The organism is Neptunomonas phycophila, assembly GCF_001922575.1.
Classification (GTDB): domain Bacteria; phylum Pseudomonadota; class Gammaproteobacteria; order Pseudomonadales; family Balneatricaceae; genus Neptunomonas; species Neptunomonas phycophila.
Window position 1 is genome coordinate 130,780 of sequence record NZ_MRCI01000003.1, and the last position, 17,963, is coordinate 148,742.

Below are 17,963 nucleotides of genomic sequence, written 5' to 3' on the forward strand. Positions count from 1 at the left end.
CGTTCGCAATGCGAACCGGGGCTTTCTGAGGTCTCATTCAGCGTTAAAGCTTATTAGACAGCTCGGTTAACTCTCTGATCACAACGGTGAAGGTTGCGCTATCCAGCTGCGAGCTGTTTTGCAGATCGCTCAGCACTTGCTCCCAACGGCTGGTGCCTTTTTCATGCGAATCTAACCATTCAGCCGCCAACGCCGCACCGGTTTGTTCTGATTCGGAGCTCAACACAGAAGCTGTTAGGCGTCGTTGTTGCAGGTTTAGATCTTCGCTAAAGCCTTCGCGTGCTAATAGTTGCCAGTGGTTTGCTGGCTCATATTGGCGGATTTGTTCACTCACCCAGTCCAGCTGTAAGCGTTCACCCAAGGCGAAATAGACTTCAGCGGTCGGCAGCAAAGGCTGATCCGCATCAGCAGCCACTTCGCTCACAGCCAACGCTGAATACAAACGCTCGGCGCATGCTATTTGTGGTGCGAGGTCGGTTGGCACACCGGCATCGACGAGTGATTGCTGTAGCTCTAGCCATGCATCTTTTAGATCACCCGTAAGCAAAGAGTCAAACGAATCGCGAATCGTCGTCACCGCAGGTGCGAAACGGTCGATTACGGCTTTAACATCGATGCTACCTCGGTTGCAGACATTACGAAGGAACCAGTAGCTGGCACGACGCATTAGGCGCAACAGATCCACCAACATACGTTGCTGTACCGCCGCATCCACCTTATTGTCTAACTGCTCAACCGCTTTCCATAGGTCTTTAAGCCCAAACACTTCGCGGGCAATGATATAAGCCGCGGTTACCTGATCTGCACTCAAACCGGTGGTTTCGGTCATTCGGTTAGTAAACGTGATCCCCATGTGGTTAACCATGGCATTCGCTAACTGGGTGGCAATGATCTCATTACGTAGCTGATGGTCAGCGACTGCTTCTGGGAAGCGCTCGTTCAGTTGGCTCGGGAAAGCTTCTAACAGCTCTTGCTTAACAAACGCATCTTCCGTTAACCAGGAGGCACTTAGCTCTTCTTTCAGCTCTGCTTTAGTGTACGAGATAAGCACCGAAAGCTCCGGACGCGTCAGGCTTTGGCCTGCCTGTTGGCGCTCAGCCAATACATGGTTTTCGGGTAAGAACTCAAGCGCACGATCCAAGCGGCCTTCAGATTCAAGACGGTTCATCAAACGGATGTATTCGTCCAGAGATTTAGTGGAATGGCCTTGGGCCAAACTCAATGCACGCGCTTGGCGATCATTCGACTTGAGCACTAGCTCGCCCACGGTATCGGTCATATCACGTAAAAAGCTGTTACGCTGCTTCATGGTCAAATCACCGTCGGCAACAACCTTGTTAAGCAGGATTTTGATATTAACCTCGTGGTCGGAACAATCCACACCGCCCGCGTTATCGATAAAGTCGGTATTACAAGCACCACCATTAGCGCAGTATTCGATACGACCTAACTGGCTTAATCCCAGGTTACCGCCTTCGCCTACGACTTTACAGCGCAACTCGTTACCATTAATACGCAGAGCATCGTTAGCTTTGTCACCCACATCAGCATGGCTCTCACTGCTGGCTTTAACATAGGTGCCAATGCCGCCGTTCCACAGCAAATCGATCGGTGCTTTTAGTAAAGCGGAGATTAAGTCATTAGGGGAGAGCTTATCTTCTTTGATATCGAACGCTTTTTTCATCTCAGGGGAGATAGCAATCGATTTAGCAGCACGCGAGAATATACCGCCACCTTTAGAAATAAGATCCGTATTGTAATCGGACCAGCTTGAACGCGGCAGCGCAAACATACGCTGACGTTCAACAAAGCTGGTGGCCTCATCAGGCGTAGGGTCGATAAAAATGTGCATGTGGTTAAAGGCAGCCACTAAGCGGATTTTGTCAGATAACAACATACCATTACCAAACACATCGCCCGCCATATCACCCACACCAATCACGGTGAAAGGATCCGTTTGGGTGTTGATGCCTTTTTCACGGAAGTGCAGTTTCACTGACTCCCAAGCACCTTTTGCCGTAATCCCCATGCCTTTATGGTCATAGCCTTGGCTACCACCAGAGGCAAAAGCATCACCCAGCCAAAATCCGTATTCTTCAGCGAGTGCGTTGGCGTAATCCGAGAACGTTGCAGTACCTTTGTCAGCCGCCACAACTAAATAAGGATCATCGGCATCGTGACGAACAACATTTTTAGGCGGAATCACGTCACCATTGACTAAGTTATCAGCAAGGTCTAACAAACCGCGAATAAACCAGCGATAGCTTTCGACCCCTTCGGCTAACCATTCGTCACGGCCGCCATCGGTTGGGAGTTGCTTAGCGACAAAGCCACCTTTAGCGCCCACAGGTACAATGACTGCATTTTTCACTTGCTGGGCTTTCACTAAGCCAAGTACTTCGGTGCGATAATCTTCTAAGCGATCAGACCAGCGTAAGCCGCCTCGTGCTACTTTGCCGCCCCGTAGGTGTACACCCTCGACTCGAGTCGAATAGACGAACACTTCAAACATAGGTCGCGGCTTAGGAATTTCGGCAATCTCGTGCGGGTTCATCTTCAATGACAAGTAAGGCTTAGGCTCGCCATCATCAAGATGTTGGAAGTAGTTGGTGCGTAAGGTTGCTTTAATTAACTCAAGATAACGACGTAAAATTTTGTCGTCATTTAGGTTATCGACTTTATCAAGCGCATCCAAAATACTGTTTTCAATACGGCCAATCAGAGCTTTTACTTTTTCGCTGGATTGGCGCTGGGGATCAAAACGAGCACGGAATAATGCAACCAACAAGCGAGTTACATGGGCATGACGTGACAGTGTTTCGGCAATGTATTGCTGACTAAAACCAAAACGAATTTGTTGGTTGTAGCGTGCATAAGCACGAAGCATGACCACTTCTCGCCAGTTGAGACCGGCGTTAAGTACTAAACGGTTAAATTCATCGTTATCCGCTTTTTGTTGCCAGATGGCGGCAAAGGCTTGCTGGAAGATCTCTTTCACCTCTTCTAGCTCAACGACACCATTCCCACCTTTAAGCGTGAGGCTAAAGTCATGTATCCAATATTTTACATTGTTAGAACAATGTACAACAAAAGGATGTTCGCCCACGACGCGTAAGCCCAAGTTCTCAAGAACAGGGATCACATCCGAAAGAATTAATGGCACAGCCGTGGTGAAGAGCTTAAACCGCAATACGGTTTGAGATTCCTCCAGCAAGCGATAAAAGCTCATGGTGAGCGGAGAGCCTTTTAACGCTTCCATTTTCTCAATGTCATGCACCGCATGCAGCGTCGTAAAATGCTCTCGATAAGCCGCTGGGAAAGCCTCACGGTATAAATTACTACGTGTGGTGCCTAGCTCTTCACCAAACGCATCAACCATGGCGCTGTGTAGGTCTTCATTCCAAGAGCGTGAGAGTGCCTGTACTTCGCTTTCAAGTTGCTCTAAATCTGGAGTTGGCTGCCCAGGTGGTACTCGTAATACAAAATAGGTGCGTGCTAATACCGATTCGCCCAATGAGTTAATAAACTCAATATCAGTGGCATTAAACATTTTAGTTAACAGCGTTTGGATGCTTAAGCGCAGCGCCGTACTAAACAAGTCACGGGGTACAAAGTACAAGCAAGAGTAAAACTGTCCGTTCTTATCCGCCCGTACGAGCATGCATGCTTTACGGCGCTCTTGAAGATGGAAAATGCGTAAGGCCGCTTGGTAAAGTTCATCCTCGGTGGCTAAAAATAGCTCATCACGTGGCATATCAACCAATACTTGGTGGAACGTTTTACCACTGTGGCCGTGCTTGTTAAAGCCAGAGCGGGCCAATATACGCTGCACTTTTTCATGGATTAGAGGAATGCGAGAAGGGCGCTCAAAGTAAACAGGAGACGTGTACAAACCAAGAATACGGGTTGCACCAATGCAATTACCCTTTTTGTCATAGCGTCCAAGAATAATCATATCCAGATAGGCAGGGCGGTGCACTCGCGAACGTTCGCCGTGGCGGCTGTAAGTTAGTGGCTCATTACTGACCTCGTGTTCATCTAAGTTGAGTAACCCACGAACACTGAGCTGGCCCAAAGCCGAATCTTTATCTGGCGTTGCTTTACCACCCTTGTAGCTCACTTCATCACTGGCTAAGAAGGTGAAGTGGTCATCTAATAGCCAATCAACAAAAGTCTGCTCTTTTTCATACCCCGCCGTTCCTAGTTCCTTAGCCGCCAGTGAAATACGCTCTTTCATGGCATGAAAGTCGCGCACAGACACATCAACAGCGCGTAATGTGATGATTAACTCTTCACGCATACGTTTAAGTAAGTCGGCTTCCGTATGGCGGTCGACCTCAAGATAAATGAGGGATTCGGCCTCTCCTTTACCTTCCTGTCCGGATGTATTTACCAAGGTGCCATCATCACGCTCGGTATACAGTACGACGTTTTGCACCACACGTATTCCAACACCGAGACGATTCAGAGACATTCGCACCGAATCAACAATGAATGGGCAGTCTTTCATCAACAACTGAATAACCGTGTGGTTTGAATGCCAGCCATGTTGCTCTAAGTCTGGGTTAAATACTTGGACTTTAGCGTTTACGCCATCAAACTGTTCGATAAAGCTCCAGCAGGCTAGCGTAGAGCCATATAAACCTTCAATAGGGCGCTGAGCGACTTCATCTTCGGGCGCGTATGTAAAAAGCAGGTCTGCAAAATGTGCAACGGCTGAAGCTTGTGAATCCGGTAGCCGCTTACCGAACAAATCTTTCATCTTAAAGAGTGTTCGTTGCTTATTATTATCGGCTGAATCGGTGTCCATAGGGTGATACTCCGTAATGAATGAGGTTAGATCCGTCTCATCGGATCAACGGTATAACAAAAATACTGACGAAAAATTGTGTCAGTTTGACGGTTAACGCACGTGAGGAAAGTAAGAAAAAATAGGCGGGGGAGTTGGGTGTTAAGCATAAATGTCCCCGCCCTTTAAAAAGAGAGTCGTTCGTAACGATGTAATGTCATGATGCTTCACAAACATTGACGTAACGCCACAAAGGTCTTGAAGATCAAATAGTAGAAACTCATCTCACGTATTACAAACTGTAGACGATGGTTTTGGATCTTTCCGCAAAAGTATCCGACTTTGACGCAAATTTAAGGTTTTTTGACGCATTAGCCTTTCTCCTTGTGCTCCATTCCTTGTTTCACAGGTCGCTTACTTTTTAAAGCATCTAATACTCACTAGGCTCTAGCATATAGGCGCCCCATAATAGTGCATGATATTAGCCCATGATGACAACTGAAAAACACATCCAAGTAATAGACTGTTGAATATGCGCTCGTTGAACAACAAAAATAGCAAGGCTTCCTACACTGAAGGCTCATGAGCCGGCTTATTTGATCTAGCTCAGTATCCTCGCAGTTAGCTGGCGGGCAGGCGTAAAATCAGTACTTTCGTACAGCGCGCCGCCTAATAACCCTAAATATACTAAGGGAAATTTATTGGTTAAGGGAGTAAACACTCATGATGAAGAAAACTACTCAAGCTTTCATCGGCAGCGCTGTACTGTTGCTATCAAGCTTTGCGCTAGCGGATACAAATGCCGCGATGGCCGCTGCCGGAGAGCAGGTTTTTCAACAAAACTGCACCGCTTGCCACTCAGCAGATCCTAGTAAAAACACCTTTGGCCCTAGCCTTGTTGGTGTAGTGGGTCGTCAATCAGGCTCTGTACCACGCTTTGCATACTCAGACGCCATGTCGGCAGCAGGGTTAACTTGGACAGAAGAAAACCTGCGCCAATGGATCGCCGATAACGAAGCACTCGTACCCGGCACTCGCATGCGCCATGTATCCATCACCGACAAAGCCAAGCAGGATTATTTGATTAGCTATTTAAAAACGCTGAAGTAGGCAGGTGTAACAAAAGCAGTGCTAAAAAGCGCTGCTTTGTTGATTAAGGCTCAACTAAGCACGTAGCTGAACGGGCCATCAAAATGAGGCTTTTATGGTTTACGTGTAAAAAGCCTCATTGTCTGCAACGCTTTTAGGCGTTAGCCGTGAACGTTTCCGTATCTATCACCTCTGCATAAGCGAAAACTGAAGACGTCAGTGCGTTTCGGCGTATGTTTGAGAAGCAAACAGGCTTAACGCCGAGCCAATAACGAAGTCGCAGTGGTCATAAAAGCTAAAAGCCCTCGGTGCAACTAAGCAACAGAGGGCTTTTGGGGAGCGGTTTGCTCTTGTTATGCTTTTGATTCAGCAGGTGCTGCTTCGGGTGCCGCGGACGATGATTCTGTGTCGGCAGTTGTATCACTTTGAGGTAATGGCAGCGGCGGTAAGTCAGTGCTCATTAACTCCATGCCATCCTGCATGATGCTAAGCGAGCGCTCGTTATCGCCCAAGTGAGTCAGCAAGCGTGTGAGCTCGCTGTAGGTCTCAGGTGATTTTTCAAGCGCTAAGCTTTCTTCTAAATAATCTACTGCTTTGCCCCAGTGCTCGTTACGCATTGAGATGCGGCCCAACGTCAGTTTCAAAGAGGCGCTGTCTGGGTGCTTTTTAAGCCAGCCTTTAGCGACTTCTAACTGCTTATGCGCGTCGGGTGCTTGCACACGACCGTAAAGTCGAACAAGGCCCTCATCCCACTCTTTCTTAATTTTAGTGCGCAAGAAGCTTTCAGCTTTTTCTTCTGAGCGGGCTTCAATGAGTAGCTCAACATATTGGCGAACGATTAGCTCATCTTGAGACATTCGGTTCGGTAAGCTATCCCACTCGCGGTTTAAGGCTTTTAAGCGTGTTTCTACATCGGCTTCTGCTGGGATATTAGCCAGTGCAGTGCCAAGCAGTTGTGCATAGCAGGTTTGCTCTAACTTATCTAATTCGGCTGGGTTGAATACCTTGTGCTTACGTAAATCAGGCAACAAGTTTGTTAACCCTTGCCAGTCTTCGAGGCTGACATACACCGATTTGAGTAGGCGTAAAACATAGGTGTTTTTAGGTGCTAAACGTCGCAAGCGAATGAGGTTAGCTAAGCAGGTTTCGTATTCTCCTCGTTCGAGCTGGATCTGTGCTTGGCTCACGCCAATGGCCACTTCAGCTTGAGGAACGGCGCTGCGTGCCTGCTGTAACAGCTCATCGGCGGCTTTGTCTTCCCTTTGCTCATGAGCCGCACGTGCGCCGGCCAAGTAGTTAACGAGGGGGAGTTGCGCATCATTGGCGGACTGTTTGAGTAGGCGTTGAGCTTGCCACCACTTACCCTCGGAAAGCGCCAGCAACCCTTTCATGGTTTTACGTTGCGCTAATGAGTGACGACGATGCTCGCGCCATTCTTTAATGCGGGTATGAGGCATTTTCGAATGCAATAAAAAGTTGATCAGCCAATGTAAAATGGCAAAACCAAGCACCAATATGACTATCAGTACCCATAAGCTTGTCTCAATGGTCGTGCCATTATAAGCAAGCATGGCATAGCCAGGGTCTTGAACCATTTTTTCGCCAACCCAAGCGCCAACCGCTAGGACGACGAGTAGAAGAAGCAGTAGTCTTTTCATTAAGCGGCTCCTTCTGCCTTAAGGTCGGTCATTTTTTGAAGGTAGCTTTTTAAGGCGTTAAGAGAGCCGCTAATATCAGGCATTTGCGGTGAAATTTGAAGAGACTTAAGCTCATTCACTCCGCGCAGTAACGATTGTGTGGTTGCATCGTCGGCTTCAAAATAAGTAGAAAGCCACTCTTCTGCTTTGTCTAGACTACGGTCGAAAGCGACTTGCTTGCGTTGCAGTAATGCCAGTTGGGCTTGCTCCAGCATCAGGTGCAGATTTTGTTGCAGGTAGTAATTTTGCTCTGGTGATAACAGTGGCTCGATTTTCTTATCATGGTGCTGAATCACAACAAGCTTCTCAAACTTATCCACTGCTTTTGCCCATGAATCGCGAACATTATCCATTAATGAGGTATCAACGGTATCCGGTGTCATTTCTTCGATGAGAGACGGCAATTGATTTTTTTCAGTTAGCGGGATTAAGCGTAAGTTATTGACTTGGTTATTCAGTGCCGCTAGCTTGAGGTAGCTACCTTCTAAATCAAATGTTGGAACGGCTTCGAGGGAGGCAATATCTTCAGCGAGCGCTTTGCGCACGGCATAGATAGATACGTCATCGGTCTCTTTTAAAATCTTATCGGCAGACTTAAGAAGAGCTAGGGCGCCAACCGGAGTTTGCTCCATCATGACACGTTGGTTTGCCAATCGTAACAAGTACTCTGATTCGGCCAATAGCCAATCTTTGCGGGTATTGGTTTGTTTTGCTTGCACTTGCTGAATGCTTTGCGTCAGGCGTTCTTGTAACTCAGCAATACCGGCTTGTTCTTTGGCTGTTTGGTTTTGCAGCATGGTTAAACTTTGGTTAACCGATGAAACCTGTGTGCTAACAAGCGATTTAGCGTCAGCAACGGTGGCGTTGGTGCTGTTGATAGCCTCAGACACTTGCGCCTTGAGTGCTTCTATATCAGCACTTTCTTGCTGCTGTTTTTGCATATCGTGCCAGTAGATGTAACCCGTTGCGCCTAATGCAATAATTGAGATAACCAGTGCTAACTTACCAGGCCATGTGCTTGGCTTTTTTTCTTCGGCTTGAGGTACCGCTGCAACCACCGGTGTGGGTTTGTCGGCCGGTATTTCTTTGGTTGGCTCAGTCACTTCAGGCTTGTTATCTGCAGACTGGGGTTCCTTTGCTGCCGTCGATTCAGTATCGGCGGCTTTTGCCACATCCGGTTTTGGATCAGATGTGTCATTAGATGTTTGCGCTTCTACGGTTGGTTTCTTAGAGGCAGAATCGTCTTTTTTTACTTGATCCTGCTTATCGTCCGTATGTTTCCCGGTCTCTTTCATGCGTTGGCTTCCGAGTCATTAGCTAGGGTAAGCGCCTTGATCATGGACTCATCGTCCGGTCCTTGCGCTACCATGATAGTTGTAAATCCTATTGTACGGGCTTTTTCAGCAATTCGTTCACTGGGGACCACAAGGTACAGTGAGAGTAGTGAATTGATACTGAATTGTTGTTGCCGACCTTTCACCACTGTAACAAAGTTATCAAGGGCCTCGCCACTGGTAATAAGGATAGAGGTCAGTGAAGATTGATAAATAGTACTTTGGATAAGCGTATCTTCATAGGTGGGGCAGCAACGGTCATATAAATTGGCATATGTGACGATAGCTCCGCGCTGGCTTAACCCTTCGGCAAGCGTAGCTCTTCCTCCATCACCACGTAATATCAGTACCTTAGCGCCATTCAGTTCTGTCAGTGTTGGCATGGTTAACATGGCTTCGGAGTTAAAACCTTCGGCTGGGCGTTTAGCCGGTATGCCCGCATCGTTTAGCATGGCCTCCGTTTTTCCACCAATAGCTAACCATTCAATGCCGACAGGTAGCTGTGGCCAGTATTCATCTATCCATTCTATGGCAAGTTTAGCGGCGTTAGGGCTCACACAAATAATGATCTGATATTCATCAATGTTCATTATTTGTGTTTTGAGCAGATGATAACGAGGGTCTGTTGCTTCAATTGGATGAATGGCTAACAGAGGAAGCGGTATCGGAGTTGCACCGCAGTCCCTCAGTTGTTGTATTTGTTGGGCCGCTTGGTGAGCTGGCCGGGTAACTAATACCCGTTGTCCCGTTAAGTTGGCTAATGCATTTGGCATACTGTCCATTGCCCTTAAAAGTGTTATGCCTGAGCGTTACCTGATGCATAAACGGCACTGAGTATTTCCTGGGCACCGGCGTCTAGTAAGCGCTCGGCGAGAGCTATCCCCATTTGCTCGGCATTTTCTGGGGCTCCGCGCTCTTCGTCACGCAATACAGTCGTACCATCGGGCTTGGCGACGAGTCCTCGTAGGTAGACTTCATCTTCAGCTTCGTTAAGGACGGCGAAGCAGGCAATAGGTACTTGGCAGCCCCCTTCAAGACGGCGGTTCATGGCGCGCTCAGCTGTCACGCAAGCCGCTGTGCGAGCATCGTGTAGCGGGGCTAGTAGCTCGATCATCTCGTGGTCATCTAAACGGCATTCAATACCAACGGCGCCTTGTCCACCGGCAGGTAAGCAAATGTCTGCAGAGAGTTCGGTGCGAATCCGGTCTTGCAGTTCAAGTCTGATTAGCCCTGCTGTGGCAAGGATAATTGCGTCGTATTGCCCATCATCGAGTTTGCTAAGACGTGTTTGAACGTTGCCTCGTAAGTCATGAATTTCTAGATCGGGGCGCTGCTCACGCAGAAGTGCTTGGCGGCGTAACGATGAAGTGCCCACAATAGCGCCTTGAGGAAGTTCGGCCAGTGTGTTGAATCGATTGGAAACAAACGCATCGGTTGGGCGTTCTCGCGGGCAAATAACTGACAGTCCCAAGCCTTCGGGGAACTCCATTGGTACATCTTTCATAGAATGGACGGCGATGTCGGCGCGGTTTTCTAGCATGGCGACTTCTAGCTCTTTTACAAAGAGCCCTTTACCGCCCACTTTAGCCAGTGGGGTATCCAGAATTTTATCGCCTCGTGTGCTCATCCCCAGCAATTCGACTTCAATGCCAGGATGGTGTTTCTCTAGCTCGGCTTTTACATACTCTGCTTGCCATAGAGCTAACAGGCTTTTTCGGGTGGCGATGCGTACACGTTTTTTCTGGATATTATTTTGCATAATGATGTCCTGACAATCGAATCCGGCTGCAATGGCAATAACGAAAGTAAGAAGCCGATTCTAAACCGGCACGCCCAGCAGTGTTTGGATTGTAACAGATTGGTTTGGTTGCGTGTGCTTGTTCGGAAAAAGGGTCACGCTGCATGGAAAACTGATATAATCCGGCTAATTTTTTATTCGTTTTATAGCGGTTTGTTTACAAATTAATAGAAGCATAGCGCTGATTTTATAGGAGGTTAGTCATGAGCAACACAACCAACCAGCAATGGGGTGGTCGTTTTAATGAACCTACCGACGCTTTTGTCGCTCGTTTTACTGCATCAGTCCAATTTGATCAGCGCATGTATAAACAAGATATCCGTGGCTCTATTGCACACGCTACTATGTTGGAAATGGCAGGTGTTCTTACTGTTGAAGAGCGTGATCTGATTGTTAATGGCCTCAATGAAATTCAGTCGGATATCGAAGCTGGCAACTTTGAATGGTCAATCGAATTAGAAGATGTGCACATGAACATCGAAGCGGCACTGACAAAGAAGATCGGTATTACCGGTAAGAAGTTACACACGGGCCGCTCTCGTAATGACCAAGTCGCCACAGATATCCGTTTGTTTGTCCGTGATGAAATCGACCTGATTTTAGCTGAAATAACTCGCTTACAGCAGGGCTTAGCCGAGCTAGCCGAAGGTGAAGCCGACACCATCATGCCGGGCTTTACGCACTTACAAACCGCTCAACCTGTTACGTTTGGCCACCATTTAATGGCCTGGTTTGAAATGCTAACGCGTGATTACCAGCGTTTTGAAGATGTACGAAAACGCGTTAACGTAATGCCACTCGGAGCCGCGGCATTAGCTGGCACAACGTATCCGATTCAGCGCCATGTAACCTGTGAGTTGCTCGGTTTTGATGCGCCCGCTGAGAATTCGTTAGATGCGGTATCGGATCGAGATTTTGCTATTGAGTTTTGTGCTGCATCCAGCATCATGATGATGCACATGACGCGTATGTCAGAAGAGCTCGTATTATGGACGTCGGCGCAATTCAACTTTATCAATTTGCCTGATCGCTTTTGTACGGGCTCATCGATTATGCCGCAAAAGAAAAATCCTGATGTGCCAGAGTTGGTTCGAGGCAAGAGTGGGCGTGTTTATGGCCACTTGTTTAGTTTATTAACCTTGATGAAGTCACAGCCTTTGGCATATAACAAGGATAACCAAGAAGATAAAGAACCGCTGTTTGATGCCATTGATACCGTAAAAGGTTGTCTGCGTGCGTTCGCAGATATGGTTCCAGCGCTGGAGTCACGTAAAGAATATATGCGTGAAGCGGCCTTACGCGGTTTTTCAACGGCGACCGATCTAGCAGACTACTTGGTTCGTAAAGGAATGCCGTTCCGTGATGCTCACGAAGTCGTCGGTAAATCAGTTGCGTACGGCATTGAATCAGGTAAAGATTTAGGCGAAATGACCCTCAACGAATTACAGCAGTTCTCTGACACAATTAGTGAAGATGTCTTTGATGTTTTAACACTGGAAGGTTCTGTTGCGGCGCGTGATCATGTTGGCGGTACTGCGCCTAACCAAGTGCGTGCTGCCGTTACGCGTGCTAAAGCAATGTTAGCCAAGCGAGGTTAATTGGTGTGAATAGCCTATTAGCTAACCGGGGGTTGCTAATAGGTGACTTCTTTTACAACACAGCTCTCAGAAGAGCCAAGAATAAAGGGATTTATTTTGCTCACTAGTTTGATGTCCCGGCTGGGAAGAGAGCATAAGAACCTAGAGCCCGTAGAAGAGTTTATTTTATTCCAAGGGCTAATGGGTGTATTGGCGATTTTGCCATTTGCTGTATGGCGTTTCTGGAGTGGAAACATAGAGCAGGGAATGGTTGATCTGCTTATTGTTGTGTTTATGGTCGTTATTGGAGCGTACGTATTCGCAACAGGGCGTTATCGCTTAGCTGGGATAATTTTTACCATGACCTACTCGCTGGGTATGGTTCTATCTGTATATGTTAGGGGAACCGAGCTGCTTTTTTGGGCTTACCCTGTCACGTTAGCATGTTATTTTACCGTGCGCCTCAAAGAAGCGACAGCTATCTCCCTCATGTGCCTTGCTTTGGTAACTTGGCTGATTCGCGATATTGTAGAGCCTTCAGAAATGCTGCGTTTTGTAGTCACCTATGTGCTGGTGGCGATGTTTGCGTTTATTTTTGCTCGTCGCGTACATCATGACCGAGTGCGTTTGTCGGTGGCAGCCACCGTCGATTCATTAACCGGTGCAGGGAACCGCCGGGCGATGGATGATGAGATAGAAAGTGTTGTTTCTTCATTTTCCCGCCGTTCAATGCCTGTTTCTTTAGTGCTCTTTGATATCGACCATTTTAAGCGAATTAATGATAACCATGGCCATGGCGTGGGTGATCAGTTTTTGCAGCGCTTTGTCGAATTCATGCAGGTACTGCTGCGCCGTAATGAAAAGCTCTTTCGTTTAGGTGGTGAAGAGTTTGTGGTAATTGTTGAAGGTGATGTACAAGAGGCACAAAACTTAGCGGATCAAATTCGCCATTTGCTTGAAAAGACTCGTTTAATCCCAGGCTTATCTGTCACTGTATCGGTGGGCGTGGCGCAATTACGGGAAAAAGAGGACAGCCGAGATTGGATGAAACGCGCGGATGATGCGCTTTACCGAGCCAAACATTACGGCCGTAATCAGGTGTGTTCCGCGACGACAACTGAATAATTTGGACTAGCCGGTGGCGGTAAACGGTGAGTGCTTGGAAAATAGTCTGTGGGACTATGCGACGGTGCCGCTGGTAGGCACCGTCGCGTGGTGCTAGCTTTTCATCTTACGGTAGATAAAGAGCAAAATAACAGCGCCTAAGGTTGCTAAAGCAAAGCTACCTAGATTGAAGCCATCTACTTTACCCATGCCTAACAAGGTGCCCAAGTAACCACCGAGTAAACCGCCACCAATACCCAACAAAATAGTAATGATACAACCACCAGGGTCTTTACCAGGCATGATCCATTTAGCTAATGCGCCGGCTAACAGCCCCATAATAATCCACGATAAAATACCCATATAACCTCTTTGCACTTTCTGCTTTAAATTAAACGTTAATAATCCGTATTAGGCTTATAAGACGGTTTTCAAACTGAATGATGTCTGAAAATATCTACACAAGTGCGTAATAAGCGCTTTGATTAGTTAATTGAGATATCTACCATCAAGTCGCTGGCGATAGATTCTAGTGCTGCTTGTAGTTCGTCTACGTCCAGAGACTCGGGTGCGAGTAACTGTGCTTCTGCTTTAAATAGCAGCTCGGCCGACATAGAACCCGATACTAATTGGGTATCTAGGTGCTCAACATTAATTTGCCGCGCGGCAAGTGCTTGAGATATATCCCGAACGATTCCCGGTTTGTCGTGGCCTATAAGGTCGAGCGTTATAGGCTTTAGTGATACCTCACGGGCTTGGTCGTCACTGATTTCGCTTGATACTTTTAGCCCGCTGGACTGAAGCGCTTGCAGTGCGGCTTGTAGCGAATTAACTTGTGCTTCTGGTAAATCGACGAGTACGATACCGGCGAACTTGCCGCCAAGGCGAGAAAGGCCAGACTCAAGCCAGTTACCGCCATGAGAGACAATCGCGTGAGATAATTGTTCGACGAGTCCCGGTTTGTCTGGTCCGATGACCGTGAGTACGAGAGATGTCATGAGATGGCTCCCTGAATTATTTTGTTTTTGTACCCGAAGGATACTACACAAGTATGGAAACCGTGCTAAGTGCTTTATGGCCCATTTTTGCTTTATTAGTGTTAGGCCAGCTAGGTCGTCGATATCAGTTCCCAGGTGATGCCTTTTGGCTGCCGGCTGAAAAGCTTACCTATTTTGTATTATTCCCCGTGATGTTGATCGATCGATTGGGGTCGGCTGATATGAGTGGGGTTCCGGTTTTTTCGATCGCCGTCGCTATTGTTGTGATGCTGCTAGCCGGTTCGGCGGTATGTTATTTACTCAAACCTTGGTTAAAGTTAACCGCTGCCGGCTTTACCTCTTTCTATCAAGGCGGCATACGCTTTAATACTTATGTGGCCTTAGCTGCGGCCGCCGCGTTATTTCAAGGCGATGCTATAGCAATCTCTGCCGTTATTATCGGTATTATGATTCCGCTTATTAACGTACTGTGCATTCTGGTTTTTTCGTTACACACAACCGCTACGCCGAGCGTGAAAAATGTCGTTATCAATTTATCGAAAAACCCACTCATACTCAGCTGCCTACTGGGTATCTTTTTAAATACAAGCGGACTTGGCGTGCCCTCTGGATTTAGCTCTGTAGCGGGTTTGTTGGGTGCCATGGCTTTACCTTTGGGATTATTGGCCGTTGGCGCGGGCCTAAATTTAAATACCCTGCGTACTGGTAAAACGGCTATTTGGGTTTCATCTGTCGTAAAGCTAGCCGTATTCCCTGTCATTATGTGGTTAACGTGCTGGAGTTTAGGCTTTACGGCACAAATGACGGCTTTGATGTTGGTGTTTGCGGCAGTGCCAACGGCCTCGTCTGGGTATATTTTGGCTCGACAACTGGGAGGCGACACTGAGTTAATGGCGGCAATTATTACCGGGCAAACTCTCTTGTCATTTCTATTTATGCCGTTAGTGATGTGGTTTGTGCTTTAAAAACGAATTGCTTGCTGTAGCCTTCGAGTCAGAAAATTTTCTTGTTTTTCAGCTGTTTTTCGCTAAAACTTATAAAAATAACTAAGAAAACAGCGTAACTTGCGGATAAGTTATACGTAAAGCTTGATTTTTTTACAGAATATGAAAGACTCTTTGCTGTTTTTTTGCGAACAAGTTTAACATCACTGTTTTTTCAAGTTTATTTTTTAAAAAAATTTAGAGCGTTACTATGCGAAAGGGTCCAGATCTTGTCATGTTAGTGATTACCGCCTTTGTCATCGGTTCTGTTATTACCGGTGTCTTTTCACAAACAGATTTTGAACTGGCGTCCATTGTCTCTCAAGTTTTTAGCCGCCAAGGCTAGCCTTGCTCAACTCACGGTAGCTACGGCTACTTCCATTGCGCCACTAAACTCTACTTCTTCTGCTCCCTATTATGATGAATAGGTGTGTAAAGCCTTGTCTGTAGCAACAGCACTGAGGGGAATGTCCCATGGTTCGATGGGTAGCGTGTCTACCTTTTGAAGCTCATGAGCTAAACCAATTAAGCGAGGCTTGTTAATCCCCGGTTTTTTTAGGTAGCTAAAGGTGCGATCGTAGTAGCCGCCTCCCATTCCCAGTCGCCCTCCGTTCGTATCAAAGCCAACCAGTGGCATGAGTACGAGGTCGATGCGCTTGGCGCTTAACATGCGATGGTAAGGCTTGCGAGGCTCTAAAATTCCATATTTATTGCGCTTCATTGGGGTGCTTGGTGTGTATTGCGTAAACCACAGGCGGTTATGACTCAAGGGATGCAAGACAGGCAGATAGACTCGCTTATTGTGTCTGTGACACCATTCAATGATGGGTTGAGTGCCTATTTCGCCATCTGAGTCTATATAAACCGCAATGTGTTTTACGCGCTGAATTGCGGGTATTTTACCCAGCTGGTTGAGAAGCCGTCTGCTCGCTTCCTTTTGCTGTAATGGAGTAAGTGCGCGGCGTTGGCGGCGCAGTTTGGAGCGCAACTGTTGGCGTGTATCCATACTGACCTTAAGGTTTGGCTTGATAAAGGTAGGAAGGACTTCCCGAGGTACCGATATTGGTTGTGGCCCTGAACCCGAAGGTTCAAGGAGGAGATTCCCGAGATGTATTAGGCTTTCCGAAGAACGGACATGCTCACAACACCTGCTAAGAAAATCCAATCTGGTGTTTATCGGCTCGAGGGACGTAACCAATTGTCAGTTACCCCAGGAAGCCCTTGCATTATAACGCTATAAATTAAGATGTCAGGTCTTGTAATTTTTTATCTTAATGCTATGTGAAATACATAACATAATGATTTTACTGTAAAAAAAATTACGATGAATGATCTTCAGGTTGACCTTTTTCTAGTTTGGCCAAGGATTGATCTATTTTACTACCAAGGCGTTGTATGCGGGATTCGATCAGCTCAGATTGCTGGGCTTTATTTTGTAGCAGTTCGTGAGACATATTGAGCGCGGCCATTACGGCGATGCGATCTAGTCCTAGTAATTTACCCGTATCGCGTATTTCGCGCATTTTTGTATCAAGGTATTCAGCCGAGGCAAATAATTCGGCCTCAGCGCCATCTGGGCAGCCGACTACATATTCCTTGTCCAGTATTCGAATTGATACTTTTTGGCTTTTCCCTTGGCTCATGTGTTCTGCTCCAGTGATTTGAGGCGCTGAATCATTTTCTCGACCTGAGCGCGAGTTTGATCGTTCACCTGAAGCAATCGAGCCTTATCATGGCGGACGTTTTGCTCGGCTTCACGCAGTTGTCGGTTTTCATATTCCAAACGAGCGCAACGTTGCAGTAGTTGATCTATTTTTTGTTCGAGTGCGTTAAAATAGTGATCTGTCATCTTGAGGTCCGGCATTCCTAGCTCTGAGCTTTATTATGCTGACTATAATCAGGCTCTATTGTAGGGTCAATTCTGCCTAAGCTCCATGGATGCGTTACACTTAGCGTAATTCTATGTGACGATTGATAATTCGAGAGTGTTTTAATGACTTTAGCGCAACATGATGAACTCCTTACTTTTGACCAAATAGCCAATGTGCTTGTATCTGAAGAGGTACTAACGGTATCGCCTGCTGAACTTCATGGCTGGCTTGCCGGTCAATTAGCTTCCGGGGCACGTTTAACGCCTGATTTATGGCTGAAGACGGTATGCGAGCTTTTAGAGTTATCAGGGTTATCACACGAGACGAGCAAAATAGGGCTAATTGGCTTGTACCAACAAACATTAGGCCAACTTGAAAGCTTTGATATGGGGCTGTCGATGCTACGGCCAGACGATGAGTCACCTGTTCATCAACGCACCGAAGCGTTGGGGCAGTGGACTCAGGGCTTTATGACAGGTTTCGGTTATCAAGGTAAGCAGACCGATCAGTCGTTATCAGCAGAGGCAAAAGAGTCGTTGACTGATTTATCGCAAATTGCCCAAGTTTCCAGTGAAGATGTGGAAGATACAGACGAAGCCGAGTCTGACCTGATGCAACTTGAGGAATATGTTCGGATGGCTGCATTAATGCTGTTTGCCGAGTGCAATAAACCCGACGATACACAAGAGTCTGCACCACAAGCAATGCACTAAGAGCGTTGCC

General features: G+C 47.1%; 16 protein-coding genes and 1 other RNA gene. 6 read left to right on the top strand and 11 right to left on the bottom strand.

The annotated features are described in order from the left end of the window. Window positions 1–43: 43 nt before the first annotated feature. Window positions 44–4,810, bottom strand: a complete 4,767-nt coding sequence (locus BS617_RS16110; protein WP_075174015.1) for an NAD-glutamate dehydrogenase — start codon at window positions 4,808–4,810, stop codon at window positions 44–46. 702 nt (window positions 4,811–5,512) lie between these two features. Here BS617_RS16110 and BS617_RS16115 point away from each other — a divergent pair. Continuing rightward, window positions 5,513–5,899: a c-type cytochrome gene (locus BS617_RS16115; protein WP_075174016.1), complete on the top strand. Its 387-nt coding sequence runs from the start codon at window positions 5,513–5,515 to the stop codon at window positions 5,897–5,899. Window positions 5,900–6,231: 332 nt separating this feature from the next. On the opposite strand, the gene BS617_RS16120 is transcribed toward BS617_RS16115, so the two are convergent. Genes BS617_RS16120 through hemC form a run of 4 tightly spaced genes read right to left on the bottom strand, consistent with a single transcriptional unit; the run spans window position 6,232 to window position 10,668 of the window. Next, entirely contained in the window at window positions 6,232–7,536 is a 1,305-nt protein-coding gene (locus BS617_RS16120; RefSeq protein ID WP_075174017.1) for a heme biosynthesis HemY N-terminal domain-containing protein, read from the bottom strand. Beyond that, complete coding sequence (locus BS617_RS16125; protein WP_075174018.1) at window positions 7,536–8,870, bottom strand: uroporphyrinogen-III C-methyltransferase; 1,335 nt, start codon at window positions 8,868–8,870, stop codon at window positions 7,536–7,538. The genes BS617_RS16120 and BS617_RS16125 overlap by 1 nt, the downstream gene beginning before the upstream one ends. After that, window positions 8,867–9,682 carry a uroporphyrinogen-III synthase gene (locus BS617_RS16130; RefSeq protein ID WP_075174019.1) on the bottom strand — a complete coding sequence of 272 codons (816 nt, stop codon included), beginning with the start codon at window positions 9,680–9,682 and terminating at the stop codon, window positions 8,867–8,869. Before BS617_RS16130 ends, BS617_RS16125 begins: the two co-directional genes overlap by 4 nt. 23 nt (window positions 9,683–9,705) lie before the next feature. Next, the gene (gene hemC, locus BS617_RS16135) at window positions 9,706–10,668 is read right to left on the bottom strand and encodes a hydroxymethylbilane synthase (protein ID WP_075174020.1); all 963 of its coding nucleotides are present in this window, start codon (window positions 10,666–10,668) and stop codon (window positions 9,706–9,708) included. Window positions 10,669–10,910: 242 nt separating this feature from the next. On the opposite strand from hemC, the gene argH reads away from it, so the two are divergent. Both argH and BS617_RS16145 read left to right on the top strand, forming a co-directional pair. Beyond that, the gene (gene argH / locus BS617_RS16140) at window positions 10,911–12,305 is read left to right on the top strand and encodes an argininosuccinate lyase (protein ID WP_075174021.1); all 1,395 of its coding nucleotides are present in this window, start codon (window positions 10,911–10,913) and stop codon (window positions 12,303–12,305) included. Between the two features lie 42 nt (window positions 12,306–12,347). Continuing rightward, window positions 12,348–13,409 (top strand): GGDEF domain-containing protein, encoded by a 1,062-nt coding sequence (locus BS617_RS16145; RefSeq protein WP_139303231.1) that lies wholly within the window; start codon window positions 12,348–12,350, stop codon window positions 13,407–13,409. 93 nt (window positions 13,410–13,502) lie between these two features. Here BS617_RS16145 and BS617_RS16150 read toward each other — a convergent pair whose 3' ends face one another. After that, window positions 13,503–13,751 carry a GlsB/YeaQ/YmgE family stress response membrane protein gene (locus tag BS617_RS16150; protein ID WP_075174023.1) on the bottom strand — a complete coding sequence of 83 codons (249 nt, stop codon included), beginning with the start codon at window positions 13,749–13,751 and terminating at the stop codon, window positions 13,503–13,505. A 122-nt stretch (window positions 13,752–13,873) separates the two neighbouring features. Next, the gene (locus BS617_RS16155) at window positions 13,874–14,386 is read right to left on the bottom strand and encodes a glycine cleavage system transcriptional repressor (RefSeq protein ID WP_075174024.1); all 513 of its coding nucleotides are present in this window, start codon (window positions 14,384–14,386) and stop codon (window positions 13,874–13,876) included. Window positions 14,387–14,439: 53 nt separating this feature from the next. Here BS617_RS16155 and BS617_RS16160 point away from each other — a divergent pair, with 53 nt between their 5' ends. Continuing rightward, on the top strand, window positions 14,440–15,351 hold the full coding sequence (locus tag BS617_RS16160) for an AEC family transporter (protein ID WP_075174025.1): 912 nt from the start codon (window positions 14,440–14,442) through the stop codon (window positions 15,349–15,351). Between the two features lie 229 nt (window positions 15,352–15,580). Next, complete coding sequence (locus BS617_RS18505; protein WP_277252404.1) at window positions 15,581–15,715, top strand: hypothetical protein; 135 nt, start codon at window positions 15,581–15,583, stop codon at window positions 15,713–15,715. A 69-nt stretch (window positions 15,716–15,784) separates the two neighbouring features. On the opposite strand, the gene BS617_RS16165 is transcribed toward BS617_RS18505, so the two are convergent. The 4 genes from BS617_RS16165 to BS617_RS16180 form a co-directional block, all read right to left on the bottom strand. Then, a complete protein-coding gene (locus BS617_RS16165) occupies window positions 15,785–16,375 on the bottom strand; it encodes a 5-formyltetrahydrofolate cyclo-ligase (protein ID WP_075174026.1) in 591 nt (196 codons plus the stop codon). A 35-nt stretch (window positions 16,376–16,410) separates the two neighbouring features. Then, a non-coding RNA gene (gene ssrS / locus BS617_RS16170) (6S RNA) lies at window positions 16,411–16,589 on the bottom strand. Window positions 16,590–16,688: 99 nt separating this feature from the next. Continuing rightward, window positions 16,689–17,012: a cell division protein ZapA gene (locus BS617_RS16175; protein ID WP_075174027.1), complete on the bottom strand. Its 324-nt coding sequence runs from the start codon at window positions 17,010–17,012 to the stop codon at window positions 16,689–16,691. Beyond that, window positions 17,009–17,218, bottom strand: a complete 210-nt coding sequence (locus tag BS617_RS16180) for a TIGR02449 family protein (RefSeq protein WP_075174028.1) — start codon at window positions 17,216–17,218, stop codon at window positions 17,009–17,011. Before BS617_RS16180 ends, BS617_RS16175 begins: the two co-directional genes overlap by 4 nt. Before the next feature lie 144 nt (window positions 17,219–17,362). On the opposite strand from BS617_RS16180, the gene BS617_RS16185 reads away from it, so the two are divergent. Beyond that, complete coding sequence (locus BS617_RS16185; RefSeq protein WP_075174029.1) at window positions 17,363–17,953, top strand: UPF0149 family protein; 591 nt, start codon at window positions 17,363–17,365, stop codon at window positions 17,951–17,953. Window positions 17,954–17,963 lie beyond the last annotated feature (10 nt).